The organism is Pseudomonas sp. BF-R-26 (assembly GCF_019947395.1).
Classification (GTDB): Bacteria; Pseudomonadota; Gammaproteobacteria; order Pseudomonadales; family Pseudomonadaceae; genus Aquipseudomonas; species Aquipseudomonas farris.
The window spans coordinates 168087-186699 of record NZ_JAGYGK010000007.1; the positions used below are offsets into that span (position 1 = coordinate 168087).

Below are 18613 nucleotides of genomic sequence, written 5' to 3' on the forward strand. Positions count from 1 at the left end.
ACAAGAAGTGGGTTGCGGCCGAAATGACTTAACTGACTATGCGAAATCAAAAACGCGGTTTGATCGTCTTCCAGTCCGGCTTGTAACGCTGCATCTGCTTCACGTCATCGCGCTGACGAATGCCGCAGGTCAGGTATTGATCATGCAGCTTGCCCAATTGATCGTGATCCAGCTCAAGGCCCAACCCTGGCGCACGGGTGATTTTCACGCAGCCATCGACGATGGGCAGCTTGCCGCCCTTGATCACCTCTTCGTCCGGTTCCTGCCAGGGGTAATGAGTGTCGCAGGCGTAATCGAGGTTGGGCACCGAGGCGGCGACATGCGCCATGGCCATCAGGCTGATGCCAAGGTGCGAATTGGAATGCATGGACACGCCAAGGCCGAAGGTGTCGCACATTTTCGCCAACGCCTGAGTGTCGCGCAGGCCACCCCAGTAATGATGGTCGGCGAGCACGATCTGCACGCTGTTCAGGGCCACGCTGCGGCGGAACTCATCAAAGTCAGTGACTACCATATTGGTCGCCAGCGGCAGACCGGTGCGTTTGTGCAACTCGGCCATGCCGTCGAGACCCGGTGTCGGGTCTTCGTAATACTGCAGGTCATCGCCCAGCAGTTCTGCCATGCGAATCGAAGTTTCCAGCGACCAGTTGCCGTTCGGGTCGATGCGCAGCGGGTAACCTGGAAAAGCTTTTTTCAACGCCTTGATGCACGACACTTCGTGCTCCGGCGGCAGTGCCCCGGCCTTGAGCTTGATGCTCTTGAAACCGTAGGCCTCGATCATGCGCCGAGCCTGGGCGACGATCTGCTCTTCGTTCAGCGCCTCGCCCCAGCTGTCTGGTTTGTACGGTGAATCGATGTGTTGCGCGTACTTGAAGAACAGATAGGCGCTGAACGGCACCTCATCACGAATCGCCCCGCCCAGCAGGTCCACCAGCGGCACATTCAGGGAATGCGCCTGTAGATCGAGAAACGCCACTTCGAACGCCGAATATGCGTTGCTTACTGCTTTGCTGGCGTGAGAACCGGGCGCCAGTTCCGCACCGGCGATGCTCGGGGTTTTGTTTGCCGCCACGGTGGCCTGCACGATGGCGCGCAACTGGTTGAGGTTGAACGGGTCGAGACCGATCAACTGATTTTGCAATTGCTGTTGAATCGCCAGCGCCGGGGCGTCGCCGTAGCTTTCGCCCAGGCCGATGTAGCCATTGTCGCTCTCGATCTCGATGATCGAGCGCAGCGCGAAGGGTTCGTGAATACCGCTGGCATTGAGCAGCGGCGGATCACGGAAGGCAATGGGGGTGACGGTGACGCGTTTGATTTTCAAGAGACAGCTCCCTTTGGCTCGGTATTCAAGGCTTGATGATTGACAGGTTTTTTCGGTGCCGCGGCGTCGACCGGCTTACCGGTGAGCGAGCTGCGCGTGTCGCCACGCGGTGCAGTGCGGGCAAAAAAGATCACCACGGCCGCGACCAGCGAAGTGGCCGCCAGGCCGTACAAACCGCCTTCGATAGAACCGGTGGTCTGCTCCAGGAACCCGAACGCGGTTGGCGCCACGAAGCCGCCGAGATTGCCGATGGAGTTGATCAAAGCGATTACTGCCGCAGCGACGCGCGCATCCAGATAACCCTGGGGAATCGGCCAGAACAATGCTGAAGCCGCCTTGAAACCAATGGCCGCAAAACAGATGGCGACGAAGGCGAAGATCGGCCCGCCGGTGGTCGACATGAACATGCCGAACGCGGCAATCACCAACGTCACCGCCACCCAGGCTTGCTGGTATTTCCATTTACTGGCCATGGCGGCGAAGCCATACATCGCCAGGATGGAGATGATCCACGGGATCGAGTTGAACAGGCCGACCTGGAAGTCGCCCAGATTACCCATCTTCTTGATCATGCTGGGCAGCCAGAACGTGGCGCCATAAATCGTCAGGGCGATGGAAAAGTAGATAAAGCAGAACAGCGCAATCTGCCGGTCGGCGAGCAATTTGAACATCGACGGTTTGACCGTCTGCACGGCTTCGCGAGCCTGCTGTTCCAGGGCAATGGCGCTTACCAGTGCGTCCTTTTCTTCGACGCTCAGCCATTTCGCCTCGCGTGGATGGGATTGCAGCCAGAACCAGACAAACCCACAGAGCACGATGGAAGCAAAGCCTTCAATCAGGAACATCCACTGCCAGCCATGCAGGCTGAGACCGTTGACGTGCAGCAGCGCGCCGGACACTGGACCGGAAATCACCGAGGCAATGGCCGAACCACTGAGGAAAATCGCCATGGCCTTGCCCCGCTCGGTCGACGGTAGCCATTGGGTGAAGTAATAAATGATGCCGGGGAAAAACCCCGCCTCGGCGGCGCCGAGAATGAAGCGCAGTACATAGAAGCTGGTTTCGCCACGCACGAAGGCCATGGCCATCGCCGCCGCGCCCCAGGTGAACATGATGCGCGTCAGCCAGGCGCGAGCACCGTAGCGTTGCAGCAACATATTGGACGGTACTTCGAAGATCGCGTAACCGATGAAAAACAGCCCGGCGCCCAAGCCATAGGCCGCGGCGCCAATGCCCAGGTCGGTTTCCAGGTGACTGCGCACGAAGCCGATGTTGACCCGGTCGATGTAGTTGACGATGAACATCACCACAAACAGCGGCAGCACATGGCGCTTGACCTTGGCCGCTGCTCGGGCGAGGACTGTCGGGTCCGGCGGACTCTGATGGGTATTCAAGGGGCGACTCCCGTTCATTGTTTTTTTAGGGGAGAACCGATCATGGACGCGCCTATTGATCCCGTCTAATCTAACTTGGCACTCGATTGATACCCGGATTAGATCAATGTTCGAACTGACGCAACTGCGCTGCTTCACCACCGTGGCCACCGAACTCAACTTTCGCCGAGCCGCCGAACGGTTGAACATGACCCAACCGCCTCTTAGTCGCCAGATTCAATTGTTGGAGCACCACCTGGGCGTCGAGTTGTTCACCCGCAGCACGCGCAGCGTCGCCTTGACCGCCGCCGGTCGCGCCTTCTTCATCGAAGCGCAGAACCTGCTGGAGCGCGCTCAGCAAGCCGCCGTGACTGCCCGGCGTTTCGCCGAAGGCGACATCGGTACGGTCAACATCAGCTTCGTCGGCAGCGCCGTTTACGAGTTCCTGCCCAAGGTCATCGCTGAAGCGCGGCTCAAACAGCCTCAGGTCAAAATCGATCTGTCGGAGATGAACACCTACCAGCAACATGAAGCCCTTCGCGCCCGCCGGATCGATCTGGGCATCGTCCGCGCGCCGTTGCTCGAGCCGGGCTATGCCACCGAATGCCTGGTGCGTGAACCCTTCGTGTTGGCCGTCCCCCACAATCATCGGCTGGCCAGCGCCGAAACCGTGTCCGTCAAAGACCTGGACGCACAACCCTTCCTCATGTACTCCCATGCGGCTTACCCGCCGTTCAACGAACTGCTGACCGGCATGCTTCGCTCGGCCCGCGTCGCCCCGGAATATGTGCAGTGGCTCGGCTCGTCCCTGACCATCCTGGCTCTGGTCAACGCCGGAATGGGCCTGGCCCTGGTGCCGCGTTGCGCCACCAGTGTCGTGTTCAAGAACGTGGTGTTTCGCGATATCGATCTGGGGGAAGGCGTGCAGAGTGAGCTGCACTTGATCTGGCGCGAGAACAACGACAACCCGGCGTTTGCGATGTTGCTGGAGGGGATTCGAAAGGCTGTCAGAGAGGGATGGGGTTTGTGAGTTGTCGGCGTATGTTACGAGCCCCCCGTAGGAGCTGCCGCAGGCTGCGATCTTTTGATCTTTCCAACGGGCGACTCGTTGTCTGAACAGACGCCAAAGGCAAAAGATCGCAGCCTTCGGCAGCTCCTACATTAGCCCTCCTCCAGGCTACCGTTGCGCCAGTTCATGCTTGATGCATTGCTCGTAATACGTTTGCTTGATGTCGGAAGGCTTGAGGCGTGAGGGACTGTTATAGGTTTGTTCCGTGATCCCCATGGCTGTCATGCGCATCCACGGCCGGGGAAATTTGCGCGCTTGCAGTTTCCTGCGCGCCCCGTAAAGCGTGAGCCCGGAAAGCTTTGACGCTTGTGCGCCGGCAGCTATGTCCGAGCCCCAGCTGCAGACGAAACGACTGTTCTTGCTCAGGTCTTTTGCCTGAGCCTCAAGCGAGAGAGTCACCAGGACAAACGTTGCAGCCATCCATACCAAAGTCCGCATATCGCCAATGCCTAACCTTCTGAAAAGAAAGCAAGTTTGACAACGAAACGGACATCGGGGGGCCAGCAGTTCGCCTCATTTCATCGCTGGCTCTCTTTGCCACGCCCGGTGCAGAAGATCGATGACTTCTTCGTCCGATGTCTGCGAAAAATCCTTGTACCAATGGCCGATCGAAATCAGCCAATCAGGGATCAGCGGGCAAATCAGCTCGTCCACTTCATCGCGCAGCGCCTCTGCCGTCTCAAGAGGTGCCACCGGCACGGCAACGACGATGCGAGAAGGCGCTTGCAGACGCACGGCCTGTATCGCGGCCATCATCGTGGCGCCTGTCGCCAGGCCGTCATCGATCAGAATCACCACCTGATCCTTGAGCGCCACAGGTGCGCGCGATGCCCGGTATATACGCTCGCGACGCAATAATTCCTGGGTTTCTCGTGCAGTAACGCCATCGAGCGTGCGTTGATCGATACCGTTCGCCCTCAGTACATCGTCATTGACAATTCGTATGTCGCCGCTGGCAATCGCGCCCATGGCGAGTTCCTGATGAGACGGTACTCCCAGCTTGCGCACCAGCATCAGGTCCAGGCGAACCTCCAGGGCCGTGGCCACTTCATAGGCGACCGGAACGCCGCCACGGGGCAAGGCAAGGACGATGACGTCGGCTCTTTTAGCGTATTTAAGCAACGGTTCCACCAGGCCTCGGCCGGCATCAACCCGGTCATGCAAGATGGTTTGCAATGAAGGACTAGTCATTTGAAACCTCCCTGGGGCGGGAGCCCCAAAAAACGGGCGTTCGTTTGACGGCGGCCATCATTCCAATAGGGGCGTGCGCCCCTAGACCGCCAGAATGCTGCAAGGTACCTGGTACAGAATATGTTCCGTCGTGCTGCCAAGCAGCCGCTCCAGACCACGGTATTGAGCTCTGCCCATCACGATCACATCCACTTGATGCTCATTGGTGAATTCGCTCAGTACTGATACAGGGTTCCCCATGATGAAATGCCGACAGTCAGCGGTCACACCGAACCGAGCGGCCAACTGGAGAAAAGACTTTTCCAGGTCGCTGCGCAACTCCCGGGTAAGCTCCGCGAGCGTCAGACCGCCGTCCATATCCGCCAGAAAGGCAGCCGAAATGTCACACGCGTACAGCAGATGCAGCTCGGCATTGCACTGCAGCGCAAGGCTCGACGCCTGCAGGATGATCCGGTCATTGAGTTCATTGTTCGAAGGCTCGGTGTCTGACACGTCAACCGCGGCCACCACCTTCTGCGGCAAGGCATGGCATTCACCCCCCACCAGATAAACCGGGACCGGGCAATGGCGCAACAAACGCCAATCCAGCGGCGTGAAGAACGCGCGCTTGAGCACGGGTTCATGCTGCACTTGCTTGATCAACAGATCGGGCTGCATTTGCGTGACATGGTCAAGGATGTCCTGACGCATGTTATCGGCCCATGCGACTTCGGTTGTCACCTCGATCCCCCGGCCTCGCATCTTTTCCGCCTGCTCATCGAGCCAGTCGCGGTGCTCCTGCAGGTAGGTCGCCCGGGCCATTTTGCGGTCGCCTTCTTCGAGCAGCGACAGAATGTCCAACGAGGGAATCAGGCCGGCAATGTGCAAGCTCGCCCCGCTGGCCTTGGCCAGGGCGGCGCCATGGTTTATCGCAGGCGAATGGCGCAGCAGCGGGTTGATGATCAGCAATAACCGTTGATACTGGCTCATGATCTGACTCCAGACAGGTTGATCCTCGACGCCGGCTCGAGAATCCAGCATCAGGCCCAGACTCCGCCATTAAAGCCTCTTAAGCGTTGATTTATATCAATTCCTTGAATGAGGCATTGCAGGGGCCACTTGAGAAGAATAGTTCACAACGGTGCTGTGCATCTCATGCCGGACTCATCCGTGATGGCCGTTCGCCTGAAAAGGTAGCACCGCTGATGTAGGCGGATACTCCGCCTTCGCGGGCAAGCCCGCTCCCACAGGTTCCGTGCTTGGCTGATTGGCATTGGGCACCGCCAGGTTTTGTTTGTGACTCGGGTATTCGTCATCCTGTCCCAAGAACAAACAACTCCAACATGGCCCAAACAGCATGCATCCGCAAAGACTGATCCTGCACAACGAGTTGCACGCGCGCCCTTCTCTGTATTTCGACGAGCCCGCCCATGTATTTCATATGGCGTTTCTGGCGAATGACGGGCAGTGCGACACTCTGCTGAGTCGCTGCTGCCCCGGCCCGGTCGACCCGGATGCGGCCCAGGGCATCACCGAACTGGAGGGCCATGCCTTAAAGTGGGAGCGGCACGCGGAGTTCCTGACGCTGACGCTGGTGGTACCCTCCTCCAGTCACGAGCCATGCTGGAGCCCGCCACCCAAAGCCTTGATGGAACGGGTCGAACCCTTCATGCAGCACATGATCAACGCTGTGCAGATTGTGGTGCGCACTGATACGTCCTTCTCTGGCGATCTGTCTGTTTATGGATTCAAAGATCCTAGCGGCTCTTGTATAGGTGGAGGCGATGCGACGGTCTGGAGCGATTTTCGCCTGAGCGCCGACGGCACCAACCGTTTCCTGTTCATTAATAAACGCCTGAATGCGTATCGGCTGGGACGGATGATCCGCCGCCTGCTGGAAATCGAAACCTACCGAATGATGGCTTCGCTTTCACTCATCACCGCGAAAGCCTTGAGCACTCAGCTCAACGTCTTCGACAAGACCCTGGTAAACCTTTCGGAACGTAACGCCGGCCCCGATACCGGGAATGCGAAAGCGTTGCTGACCGACATTGCCAACCTGTCAGCGCAGGTGGTCAGCAGCAGCGCAAAAACCCGACACCGCTTCAGCGCCACCCAAGCCTATGCACAACTGGTTTTCGAACGTTTGGGCGAACTGCGCGAAAGCCACGTGGGTGATTGCCAGCGACTGGGTATCTTCATCGAAAGACGCTTTAAACCCACGGTCAGATACTGCGCCGTCACCGAACAACGCCTGGAGCAACTGGCCGAAAGCGTGGCCAACCTCGGGGACTTGTTGCAGGCCCGTGTGCAGGTCGAAATGGAAGAGCAGAACTCGGAAATCCTGAAGAGCCTGAATGCCCGCGCCGATACTCAAATCAAAATCCAGCGCGCGGTCGAAGGCTTGTCGATTATCGCCATCACCTATTACTTGTTGAGCCTGTTCAAGCTGCTCTACTCGGGATTGCACGTCATGGGCGCGGACATTTCCGCGAGAGACGCCATGCTGGCCATGACCCCGATCGCGCTCTGTGTCCTGCTGTTTATTTTGATCAGGATCAGGAAAGCCAAAGAACATTGACCCACCGTAAAGCGCCCCTGCGCGATAATTGCCGTATGCGCCAGGGGCCATGCACTACCAGCCCTCAGGGCACACATCGCCTTTTCCAGTTTTAACCGACTCTTTCCTGAAGCGCACCCGGGCATCTGTGCCCGCTAGCCCGGGAGCGCAGTCGTCGAGGAGTTTTCATGGATATGCTTTACCGGACCTCCCGCGAGGGAGTGACCGCCCCGCGGTTCGCGTTCAATCCCCTGAACCTGGGCCTGCTGCTGGCCAGCGCGATGCCTTCGGCCTGGGCCGCCACCGAACTGCCGGCGGTGACCGTCACTGGCGAAGACACCTCCGGTTATCAGGCCGAAAGCGCTTCGGTCGGTGGTTTCGAAGCGGCGCCATTGCTCGATACGCCGGCCTCGATTTCGGTGGTGAACGAAGCCTTGATCAAGGATCAGCAAGCCCGCCTGCTCAGCGAAGTGCTGCGCAACGACGCCTCGGTGGGTGAAAGCTACGCGCCGGTCGGTTACTACGAAAACTTCGTGGTGCGCGGCTTTTCCCTCAACTCCGCCAGCAGCTACAAGATCAACGGCCGCACCATCACCGGCGAGCAGAACGTCGGGCTGGAAAACAAACAGCAGGTGGAGTTGCTCAAGGGCCTTTCCGGCCTGCAAAGCGGCGTCAGCGAGCCCGGCGGGCTGGTCAACTATGTGACCAAGCGGCCTGCCGATGTGCGTTCGGTCACCGTCTCCACCGATGATCGCGGCAGCGGTTACCTGGCCACCGACGTCGGTGGCTGGTTCGGCAGCGAACAACAGTTCGGCCTGCGTGCCAATGTGGCCCATGAAGACCTTCACTCCTACGTCGAACACACCAATGGCCAGCGCGATTTCGCTTCGCTGGCCTTCGACTGGAACATCAGCCCCGATGCGCTGCTGCAACTGGATGCCGAGTACCAGACCAAGGAACAGCGCTCGGCACCGGGTTATCAATTGCTCGGCGGTTCCAGCCTGCCGCACCATGCCTCGCCGAAGAAGCTGCTGGCACACCAGAGCGGTTCGGAGCCGGTTACCACCGACGCGCTGAACCTCAACGGCAACTTCGAATACCGCTTCAGCGACCAGTGGAAAGGCAATCTCAGCGCTTCGCGCAGCCGGGTGGTGATCGATGACTACAGTTCGTTCGCCTGGGGCTGCTACGGCTCCGCCAGTTGCGCCAGCGCGGCAGTGCCGAACTACTTCAGCCCCGAGGGCGACTACGACATTTACGATTTCCGCAGCCCCGACGATACCCGCCGCAACGACGAGGTGCAGGCCACCCTCAGCGGCCGCTTCGAAACCGCCGGCCTGGGCCACGAACTGAGCATCGGGACTAGCGCGTTCCGCCGCGTGGTGGACAAACGTGATGCCATCAACCAGATGATCGGCAGTGCCAACATCTATAGCGAGCCGGCTGATTTTGCTCGCTACGACGGGCCGCTCAACGATTCCTATCGACGCCTGGACAGCCGTCAGTACGGGTTGTTTTTCAATGACCGGATCAGCTTCAACGAGCAATGGCAGACCGTGCTCGGCGGGCGCGAAGTGCGCCTGGATGAAGAGACCTTCGACAGCCAGGGCGATACTACCCGGCACACCCAGCGCTATGTGTTCCTGCCCCAGGCCGCACTGATCTACAAGCCGCTGCAAAACCTGTCGCTGTACACCCGCTACAGCAAGGGCCTGTCCCTGGGCGGCGAAGCGGCGTGGTTCACCACCAATGCCTTTGAAATCCTCGCGCCCACCGTGTCGCGACAAATCGAGGCAGGTATCAAATACGACTGGCAGCGCATCAGCCTGGCCGCGGCGCTGTTCCAGATCCGTCAGGCCTATCAGTACTCACGACCGAATGACGACGGCACGTTCACGTTCACCCAACAGGGCGAACAGAAGAACACCGGGCTGGAGCTCTCGGCCAATGGCTGGGCCAGCCAGCGCCTGCAAATTTCTGCCAGTGTCGCGGCGATCCGCGCGCGGGTCACCGACAGCGGCACGCCAGCTTATGAAGGCCATCAGGCGATCAACGTTCCTACCCTGCGCGCCAACCTCTACGGCGACTACGCCCTGCCCTGGTTCGACGGCCTGGCGCTGCTCGGCGGAGTGCAGTACAGCGGCAGCAAGTACGCCAACCGCCAGGGTGAAGTGCAGACCGGCGCCTACGCCATCTTCAACATCGGCAGTCGCTACAGCACGCGCATCGACGGTTACGACACGGTGTTCCGCCTGACCGTGGACAATCTGTTCGACAAACGCTACTGGCGTGATGCCGGTGAGTACATGGGCGATGGCTACCTGTTCCAGGGCGCGCCATTGACCGCGCGGCTGAGCGCCTCGATCAACTTCTGAGTCACCGGAACGAAAGAAGCGGTCGAAGCCTGATGGTACGGAACCTGTGGGATCGGGCTTGCTCGCGAAAGCGTCAGGTCAGCCAACACTGATGTGTGACTGACACATCGCCTTCGCGAGCAAGCCCGCTCCCACATTTTGAATTGGGTTGCGCCGGCTACTTGGGCTCGACACACAGCCCAAGCATCGCCGTCAATGCACAGGGGTCAGAATGTCACACTGGCGCTGAGTCGTGCCGTGCGCGGCTCGCCGACATTAACCTGCAACTGGCTGCCGGTGGAGGACGGGTAGTACTGTTTGTCGAACAGGTTGTCGACGTTGAATTGCAGCGAAGTCTTGTACCCGAACATCGGCGATTCCCAACGCACGAAGGCATCGGCCACGGTGTAGCTGCTCAACCAGAAATCGTTGGCGTTGTTCGCCGCACGCTCGCCGACGTAACGCGCGCCAGCACCGGTATGCCAGGCCCCGAATTCCGCAGGGATGTTCAGGTGATGCGTGAGGTACAGGCTCGCGGTGTGCTTCGGTGCATTGGCGAGGCGGTGACCTTCGTCATCCGGATCGTCGAGAATTTCCGTGTGGGTGTAAGCGTAGGTGCCGATCAGGTCCCAGCGCTCAGCCACACGCCCGGTGATGTCCAATTCCAGACCCTGCGAACCGACCTTGCCCGCCGCCTCCGAGAGGCTGACGCCATTGATCGTCTGGCTGGTCACGACGTTTTTCTTGACGATGTCGAACAGCGCAAGGTTGATGTTCAGCCCCGGCAGCGGGTCGTACTTCGCGCCGACCTCGTAGCTGCGCCCCTCCTCCGGATCGAAGGTGTGGCCGGCATCGTCGACATCGGTATTGGGCTTGAACGAACGGCTGTAGTTGCCGTACAGCGACAAGGTATCGGTGGCTTTGTAGACGAGGCCCAAAAACGGCACGAAGGCATCACCGTTATCGTCGCGGTTGACGGTGTAGCTGCTGCCGCGGCCTTGATCGCTGTACTGATCGTAATGCTGCTGGCGACCACCGAGGACCAGGATCCAGCGGTCATCGAGGTGCCAGTTATCCTTGAAGTACACCGAGCTGGAGGTCAGCTGGTTGCTCAAGTCGCTTTGGGCAGCACTGACGAGACTGGGCTCGGCCAGACGACCGTAAACCGGTGACGTAATGTCGAAGCCTGCCCGTGCTGTATTACGGTAGGTTTTGCCGCGGAATTGGTCGGACGCTTCAGTATCCGCACCGACCAGCAGGTCATGGCGTTGGCCGAACAGTTCCTGCTGGCCAATGAAATCCCAACTGGCGTAGCGGGTCTCATCGTCGTAGTGAGCGCCGTTGGCAGCACGTCGCAGATTGTTGCCGGTCAACGAACTCGGCTGGGCAATCGAGAGGCTGTAGCGGTCGTTGTTCCAGCCGTAGGTAACTCGGGTTTTCCAATCGTCATTCAACTGATACTCGAAACGCGCGGTGGCCACTTCACGGATACCGACGCTTTTGGCCCATTTTTCATCGAGGCGCTTGTCGTAGTCGATGTCCGCCGGATGACCGTTGGTGAACACGGTGCCGCGGTCGAAGGGATTGGAGTATTCGTTGTACTCGTAGCTCAGCGTCAAGCTGGCGCGGTCGCCGGTCCAGGTCAGCGACGGTGCGACCAACGTGCTCTCATTCACGCCGTAGTTGCGCCAGTAATCTTCATGGCCACGTTCAGCAATCAGGCGATAGGCCAGGCCCGTATCTCCCATCGGTCCGGTGGTATCCACTGCCATGGTGCCGCCGCCTTCGCTATAGGCCGAACCACTCAGGGTTGTGCTCTGGGTGTATTCAGGCTTCTTGCTGATCACATTGATCAATCCACCGGGCTCCAGCGCGCCGTACAGCATCGAAGCAGGCCCTTTGAGCACTTCGACACGATCCGTCGTCGCGCTGAAGTTGTGCCCCAGATTGGAACGCACGCCATCGCGCAGGATCGAGCCGTCATCGTTGGTGCCAAAACCGCGCTTGACCAGCGAATCCCGGGAGCCGCCCAGAGTGTTGCCCTGGCTGACGCCGCTGACGAACTTCATGGCGTCGGCCAGCGAGCGCACCTGATAGTCGGCCAGGGTTTGTTGGGTGACCACATTGATCGATTGCGCCTCTTCCTTGATCGGCACATTGCTTTTGCTCGCCGTGCTGGCTTGGGAGGTGGTGTAGCTCGTGTCTTGGCTGACGCGGCTCGCCTGAATATCAGTGGTCGGCAGTTCGATGGCTTGCTGTGCCCATAAAGGACTGGCAAACATAACGCAGGAGAGTGTCGGCAACGCGTGTTTCATGAAGACCTTGCGGCGGGCAAAGGGGTGAGGATGGCTCAAGACGTCGCGCTCAATGAGTTAGTAGTAATGATTCTCATTGTATGATGCGACGTATTTCCAGTAAATACCCTCAGTACTATTAACTAACGAGTTATTAATCCGCCGCGTAGATGATGGTTTGTGAGTCACCAACCGTCAGCATCAACTCAAGCCCGGAGCGTTTTTCGACAAGGCCCGTGCCGAAAAAAACAACCTTCCTCTGCGGTGGCCATCTGATCGACCGATAAATCGTCACAAGCCGACCAATGGATCCACTAAATCGTTAACAAACAGAATCAGTTTGACAAACACCCCATAAATCAACATTAATGGATCCACTAAATAACAACAAACAGCCTTGGAGAATCTCCATGTACCCCAAGAACACCTGGTACGTCGCCTGTACACCCGATGAAATCGCCGACAAGCCGCTAGGCCGTCAGATCTGTGGTGAAAAGATGGTTTTTTACCGCGGGCATGAAGGCAAGGTGGCAGCTGTCGAGGACTTCTGCCCCCATCGCGGCGCACCGCTGTCTTTGGGCTATGTGGAAAACGGCAATCTGGTGTGTGGCTATCACGGCCTGGTGATGGGCTGCGACGGCAAGACCGTGGAAATGCCCGGGCAACGGGTTCGCGGCTTTCCGTGCAACAAGACATTCGCCGTGGTCGAGCGTTACGGATTTATCTGGGTCTGGCCCGGCGATCAGGCGTTGGCCGACCCGGCGCTGATCCATCACCTGGAATGGGCGGTCAGCGATGAGTGGGCCTACGGCGGCGGTCTGTTCCACATCCAGTGCGACTATCGCCTGATGATCGACAACCTGATGGACCTGACTCACGAAACCTACGTTCACGCGTCCAGCATCGGCCAAAAGGAAATCGACGAAGCACCGCCGGTGACCACGGTCGACGGCGACGAGGTGGTCACTGCCCGCCACATGGAAAACATCATGGCCCCGCCCTTCTGGCGCATGGCCCTGCGCGGCAACAATCTGGCCGACGATGTACCAGTGGACCGCTGGCAGATCTGCCGCTTCACCCCGCCCAGTCATGTGCTGATCGAAGTCGGTGTGGCCCATGCCGGAAAAGGTGGTTATCACGCTCCCCAACAGTTCAAGGCGTCGAGCATCGTCGTCGACTTCATCACCCCGGAAACCGAAACCTCGATCTGGTACTTCTGGGGCATGGCGCGCAATTTCAACCCGCAGGATGAAGCCTTGACCGCGAGCATTCGCGAGGGTCAGGGCAAGATTTTCAGCGAGGACCTGGAGATGCTCGAACGCCAGCAACAAAACCTGCTCAGCCACCCCCAGCGCAACTTGCTCAAGCTCAATATCGACGCCGGCGGCGTGCAGTCGCGCCGTGTTCTGGAGCGCCTTATCGCCCAGGAACAAACGCCGCAGGAGTCAATGGCATGATCGAAGTGCTGGTGGTATCCCGCAACAACGAAGCCCAGGACATCTGCAGCTACGAGCTGGCCAGTGTCGATGATCGACCGCTACCGACCTTCAGCGCCGGCGCGCATATCGATGTGCATCTGCCTGGCGGCTTGATCCGGCAATATTCCCTGTGCAACCACCCCGAGGAACGCCATCGCTACCTGATCGGCGTACTCAAGGACCCGACCTCTCGCGGTGGCTCACTGGCCATGCACCAGCAGATCCACCCCGGCACGCGGCTGTCTATCAGTGAGCCGCGCAACCTGTTTCCGTTAACCCATGAAGCCACGCGCAGCCTGCTCTTCGCCGGCGGTATCGGCATTACCCCAATCCTCTGTATGGCCGAGCGCCTGGCCCACAGCGGCGCGGATTTCGAGCTGCACTACTGCGCCCGTTCGAGGGAGCGAGCGGCCTTTGTCGAACGCCTGCAACACTCGGCTTTTGCCGACCGGGTGTTCCTGCACTTCGATCAGGAACCCGACACTGCGCTGGACGCGGCCAAGGTCCTGGCCACGCCACACAATGACGTTCATTTGTATGTGTGTGGCCCCGGCGGTTTTATGCAGCATGTGCTGGACACGGCCAAGGCCAAAGGCTGGCAGGAGCAATGCCTGCATCGCGAGTACTTCGCGGCCAACCCTGTCGACACAGGCGCCGATGGCAGCTTCTCGATCAAGGTCGCCAGCAGCGGCCAGGTTTTCGAGGTGCCGGCCGACAAGAGCGTGGTGCAGGTGCTGCAAAACCAGGGCATCGAGATCGCCATTTCCTGCGAACAGGGCATTTGCGGCACCTGCCTGACTCGGGTTCTGGAGGGCGTGCCCGAACACCGTGACCTGTTCCTCACCGAGGATGAACAGGCCTGCAACGACCAATTCACCCCTTGCTGCTCGCGCTCGAAAACGCCGCTTCTGGTGCTGGATATCTGAAAGAGTCGCGCCTATTCCGAGCGGAGAATGACCTTCATCCGCTCTTCGGCCGTCGCCGAGCCGAAGATCTCGGCATAACGCAACGTGGCGTTGGCGTGCTCGCGCATGATGGCTTCGGCACGCGCGCCCTGGCGGTTGACCAGGGCATCGAACACCGAATGATGCTGCATGTGGGCGTAGTTGAAGCGTCGGTATTCCCGGACCATGTCGTTGCGGTCCACTGCCAGGGCTGTTACCGAAGCGAAGGGTAAATGATCATTGCGCGCCAGTGCGTCGGCGATCGCCGGGTTGTGGCTGCCTTCGACAATCACTTCGTGAAAACGCATGTTGAGATCGTGATAGACCTCTAGGTCCTCGATGGTCACAAACCCCTTGTCGAACAGCTGATCACCTTGCATCAGGCACTGTTCAAGGGTCGCGCGGGCCTCGTCCGATAGCCCGCGCTCGGCGGTCTGACGCGCCGCCAGGCCTTCAAGGACACCCCGCACTTCAACCGCACCGGCAATGTCATCGGGGCTGACCGAACGCACCTGAAACCCGCGCCCGCCAAAGCGCACCAGCAAGCCTTCCTGCTCCAGTGTGCGGAACGCCATGCGCACCGGCATTCGCGAAACACCGAACAATTGCGCCGTGGGAATTTCCATCAAGCGCTCGCCAGCCGCCAGCTCGCCCGAGGCGATCATCTTGCGCAACGCGACCAGCACCGTTTGACCGGGCTTACTCATCCAGGCAACTTCCAGAAAAGGTGGGTCTGCATAGTAACGCAAGACAGTGATGCAAGGATTGGGCTGACTGCAGTTCTACTTCAGCCTTGATACGCAGGATTTTCAATCAGCAGTGCCATGCCCTGCCCGCCGCCGACACAGGCGGCCGCGATGCCATAACGCAGATTGCCCTCGCGCAGCTGCCTGGCCAGAGTCAGCACCAGGCGCAAACCCGTGGCGGCCAAAGGATGCCCCAAAGCAATCGAGCCGCCGCGCCGGTTGAGCCGGTCACCGTCCAATTCCAGCACCTGAGCCACAGCCAGCACCTGAGCGGCCTGAGCCTCATTGATTTCCAGCAAGCCGATTTCACCAAGGGCCAAACCGCTACGTTGCAGCAGCAACTGGATGGCTGGCGCCGGCCCTATCCCCATGAATTCCGGTGCCACGCCCACCACGGCGCTGGCCAGCAAATGGGCCAACGCCGGACGCCGGGCGGCAGATGCTCGCCCTACCAGCGCAGCCGCCGCGCCATCAACCACCGCGCAACTGTTGCCGGCCGTTTGCACACCGCCGACATGCACCGCTCGCAACCGGCCCAAGGCGTCCAGATCGGTGGGTCGCGGATGACTATCGCGAGTCACGCGGTCTACGCCCCGTGGCAACTGGATACTCCGTGGCTGATAGCCGGACAGTTCAAAGCGCTCATTGCCGAGCGCTACCAGCTCCGGTTCAAACCAGCCATCGGCTTGGGCCTGCAGCGCCAATTGATGGCTGTCGAGGGCGAAGCGATCCACCTCTTCGCGGCTCAGGCCATGCCGCCGGGCCAGATTCTCGGCGGTGGCGATCATGTCTACGCCCGGGGCCGGGTCGTAGAGGGCTTCCCAGAGAAAGTCCTTGAATTCCACCCCCGCACCGAGCCGGAAACCACCTCGGTGGGTGTAGGCGGCAATCGGGTTACGCGACATGGATTCGGCCGCCACGCACAGGGCCAACTGCACGCCATCATCCAGCTGCCTGGCGGCCTGCCGCAAGAGTTCGAAACCGGTGGCGCAGATGCGCTGTATCCCCAGCGCCGGAACCCCTTGCGGCACGCCACTGTAAAGGCCGATATGCCGAGGCAGCAGGTAAGCATCAAAACTGGCCTGAGCCATGGAGCCGGCCAATACGCTATCGACCAAAGATGGATCGATAGCGGCGCGGGCCAGCACCTCGCGCCCGACCTTGATCCCCAGGTCGATCGGCGAAACCTGGGCCAAGGCCCCGCCGAGATCGACCCAAGGCGTGCGCAGTGCTTCGAAAATGGCTACATCGCCAAAGCTCGAATACTGCCCCGCACCGCTCACGGCAGAGGTCCGGCACGCAAGATGGAAGGTTCTTCGCCGCGATACAGCGCTTCGACCTTGTCGGCGCGCCACTGCAGCACCGCGCGCTGGTTGATCGAGCCCTTGTCGGTGATTTCACCGCGGTCGATGGAGGCGGGTTCGTCGAGCAGCGCGATCCATTCCAGGCGGCTGGCATTACCGGTGGCGTCGCGATTGAGCCGTTGCAGCCAATCGCCGAACCACTGACGCACCGGTGTGCTGGCCAGGACTTCGACATCGCTGGCGTCCGCACTCAAACCGGCCAGACGTCGGCATTCGTAAAGACGGGGAAAGACCAGCGCACCCAGGCACTCGCGGTCCGGCGCGGCCACCACCAAGTCCTGAACATAGGGCGAACCTTCGAGCACCGCGCGATTGCGCAACGGGCCGACGCTGACAAACACACCGGAGCTCAGTTTGAAGTCCTCGGCGATGCGCCCGTCGAACATCAGCCCCAGTTGCGGATCGCGGGCGTCGGCCAGTTTCAACGCGTCGCCGGAACAGTAGAAGCCCTGCTCGTCGAACACTTCGGCGGTCTGCTGTGGCGCACGCCAGTAACCCGGCATGATGTGCGGCCCGCGAAAACGCCCCTCCAGTTTGCCGTCCACCGGCACCAGCCGCACTTCGCAACCGGGTGCCGGCAGGCCGATGTAGCCGGCCATGGACAATGGCCCGGTGGTGAACGTGCAGGACGGTGCAGCCTCGGTCATGCCGAGCCCGGCCATCATGCGAATGCGTTCGCCACAATGCTGTTCGGCGACCCGGTCCAGGCGATCCCAAACGCGTTGGGACAAACCGGCGGCGGCGAAAAAGAACAGTTTCATGCGCGAGAAGAAACGTTCGCGCAACTCGCCGTCCTGCTCCAGCGCGTTGACCAGTTCTTCCCAGCCTTTGGGCACGGTGAGGTACGCGGTGGGCGATATTTCCTTGAGGTTGCGCAGTGTTTCGGCAAAGCCCTGGACGGTCGGCTTGCCGTCGTCCAGGTAAAAGGTGCCGCCGTTGTATAGCACGATGCCGACGTTGTGGCTGCCGCCGAAGGTGTGATTCCACGGCAGCCAGTCCACCAGCACCGGCGGTTCTTCGCCGAACACCGGGAAGGTCTGCAACAGCATTTGCTGGTTGGCGCAGAGCATGCGCTGGGTGGTGATCACTGCCTTGGGCAACTTGGTGGAGCCTGAGGTAAACAGGAACTTGGCGATGCTGTCCGGCCCGGTAGCCGTGAAAGCGCAATCGGCCTCGGCACTGCCGGGTTGTTCCAGCAGACTGGCAAAGCTCACCTGATGGCGGCCAGGAATTTGACCGCGCACGGTGATCAGCGGTGTTTCGGCCGGCAGCACCGCATCGATCGCCCGCTGATAAGCCGCAGCGTCGCTGACAAACACCAGGCCCGGTTGCAGCAGATTGCAGACATGCCGCAGCTTGGCGAAATCCTGGGACAACAATGAATAGGCCGGAGAAACCGGGCAGTAAGGAATGCCGGCATACATCGCGCCCAAGGCAATCTGTAAATGCTCGATGTCATTGCCCGAGAGGATCGCCAGCGGTCGTTCAGCCGAAAGCCCATAACTGAGCAGGCCTTGGGCAATGGCACGGACGCTGGTCAGCATCTCGGCGTAACTCACCCGGCGCCAGTCGCCGCCGTTCTGGCGAGCAGCGATAAAGGTCTGTTGCGGGCGCACATGGGCCCAATGCACCAGGCGATCCAGCAAACGTACAGGCAACTTGGCCAAGGGTTCCAGGGAGCGCATATGCAGGATGCCCTGCTCTTCGCTGACCTCGACCGCAGGATGACCGATGGACACCTGGCGATAGCGCGGCGCACTGGCTTCGGTCTGGGGTGGCGATCTGAATTCGGAACTCACGTGCTTGTCCTCCATCAAGGCACGCCACCGGCTCGCAGCGATGCGTGCAACCGGGGCATGGCAGCCTGTGGCTGCAGCCTTGTTATTGTTATGTCTGGCCTGCACGCGGGCGGCAATCACTCTCAAGCGTTCGTCGCCCGA

The 18613-nt window shown here is 60.1% G+C and carries 14 protein-coding genes; 5 read left to right on the plus strand and 9 right to left on the minus strand.

Annotation, left to right across the window (positions count from 1 at the left end):
* Positions 1–46: 46 nt before the first annotated feature.
* Positions 47–1321, minus strand: a complete 1275-nt coding sequence (locus KGB18_RS12235) for a glucarate dehydratase family protein (protein ID WP_201062145.1) — start codon at positions 1319–1321, stop codon at positions 47–49.
* On the minus strand, positions 1318–2715 hold the full coding sequence (locus tag KGB18_RS12240) for an MFS transporter (protein ID WP_223569979.1): 1398 nt from the start codon (positions 2713–2715) through the stop codon (positions 1318–1320). The genes KGB18_RS12235 and KGB18_RS12240 overlap by 4 nt, the downstream gene beginning before the upstream one ends.
* A gap of 106 nt (positions 2716–2821) precedes the next feature.
* On the opposite strand from KGB18_RS12240, the gene KGB18_RS12245 reads away from it, so the two are divergent.
* Positions 2822–3724 (plus strand): LysR substrate-binding domain-containing protein, encoded by a 903-nt coding sequence (locus KGB18_RS12245; protein ID WP_123721814.1) that lies wholly within the window; start codon positions 2822–2824, stop codon positions 3722–3724.
* 147 nt (positions 3725–3871) lie between these two features.
* On the opposite strand, the gene KGB18_RS12250 is transcribed toward KGB18_RS12245, so the two are convergent.
* The 3 genes from KGB18_RS12250 to KGB18_RS12260 all read right to left on the minus strand — a co-directional run bounded on the left by KGB18_RS12250 (position 3872) and on the right by KGB18_RS12260 (position 5923).
* The gene (locus tag KGB18_RS12250) at positions 3872–4201 is read right to left on the minus strand and encodes a hypothetical protein (RefSeq protein WP_052963785.1); all 330 of its coding nucleotides are present in this window, start codon (positions 4199–4201) and stop codon (positions 3872–3874) included.
* 75 nt (positions 4202–4276) lie between these two features.
* Positions 4277–4954 (minus strand): phosphoribosyltransferase, encoded by a 678-nt coding sequence (locus KGB18_RS12255; RefSeq protein ID WP_201062148.1) that lies wholly within the window; start codon positions 4952–4954, stop codon positions 4277–4279.
* An 81-nt stretch (positions 4955–5035) separates the two neighbouring features.
* Positions 5036–5923, minus strand: a complete 888-nt coding sequence (locus KGB18_RS12260) for a universal stress protein (protein ID WP_123721812.1) — start codon at positions 5921–5923, stop codon at positions 5036–5038.
* Positions 5924–6290: 367 nt separating this feature from the next.
* Here KGB18_RS12260 and KGB18_RS12265 point away from each other — a divergent pair, with 367 nt between their 5' ends.
* Positions 6291–7514, plus strand: a complete 1224-nt coding sequence (locus KGB18_RS12265; RefSeq protein WP_223569980.1) for a DUF3422 domain-containing protein — start codon at positions 6291–6293, stop codon at positions 7512–7514.
* Positions 7515–7681: 167 nt separating this feature from the next.
* The gene (locus tag KGB18_RS12270; protein WP_223569981.1) at positions 7682–9868 is read left to right on the plus strand and encodes a TonB-dependent siderophore receptor; all 2187 of its coding nucleotides are present in this window, start codon (positions 7682–7684) and stop codon (positions 9866–9868) included.
* Between the two features lie 206 nt (positions 9869–10074).
* On the opposite strand, the gene KGB18_RS12275 is transcribed toward KGB18_RS12270, so the two are convergent.
* Positions 10075–12162 (minus strand): TonB-dependent siderophore receptor, encoded by a 2088-nt coding sequence (locus tag KGB18_RS12275; protein WP_201121377.1) that lies wholly within the window; start codon positions 12160–12162, stop codon positions 10075–10077.
* 389 nt (positions 12163–12551) lie between these two features.
* On the opposite strand from KGB18_RS12275, the gene KGB18_RS12280 reads away from it, so the two are divergent.
* Both KGB18_RS12280 and KGB18_RS12285 read left to right on the plus strand, forming a co-directional pair.
* Positions 12552–13598 (plus strand): aromatic ring-hydroxylating oxygenase subunit alpha, encoded by a 1047-nt coding sequence (locus KGB18_RS12280; protein WP_223569982.1) that lies wholly within the window; start codon positions 12552–12554, stop codon positions 13596–13598.
* Positions 13595–14545 carry a PDR/VanB family oxidoreductase gene (locus KGB18_RS12285; RefSeq protein ID WP_223569983.1) on the plus strand — a complete coding sequence of 317 codons (951 nt, stop codon included), beginning with the start codon at positions 13595–13597 and terminating at the stop codon, positions 14543–14545. The genes KGB18_RS12280 and KGB18_RS12285 overlap by 4 nt, the downstream gene beginning before the upstream one ends.
* An 11-nt stretch (positions 14546–14556) precedes the next feature.
* Here the strand turns inward: KGB18_RS12285 and KGB18_RS12290 are convergent, their stop codons facing one another.
* The 3 genes from KGB18_RS12290 to KGB18_RS12300 form a co-directional block, all read right to left on the minus strand.
* Positions 14557–15270, minus strand: a complete 714-nt coding sequence (locus KGB18_RS12290; protein WP_038983134.1) for a GntR family transcriptional regulator — start codon at positions 15268–15270, stop codon at positions 14557–14559.
* Positions 15271–15350: 80 nt separating this feature from the next.
* Entirely contained in the window at positions 15351–16592 is a 1242-nt protein-coding gene (locus KGB18_RS12295; RefSeq protein WP_123721806.1) for a thiolase family protein, read from the minus strand.
* Entirely contained in the window at positions 16589–18472 is a 1884-nt protein-coding gene (locus KGB18_RS12300) for a feruloyl-CoA synthase (protein WP_201062156.1), read from the minus strand. Before KGB18_RS12300 ends, KGB18_RS12295 begins: the two co-directional genes overlap by 4 nt.
* Between the last annotated feature and the right edge of the window lie 141 nt (positions 18473–18613).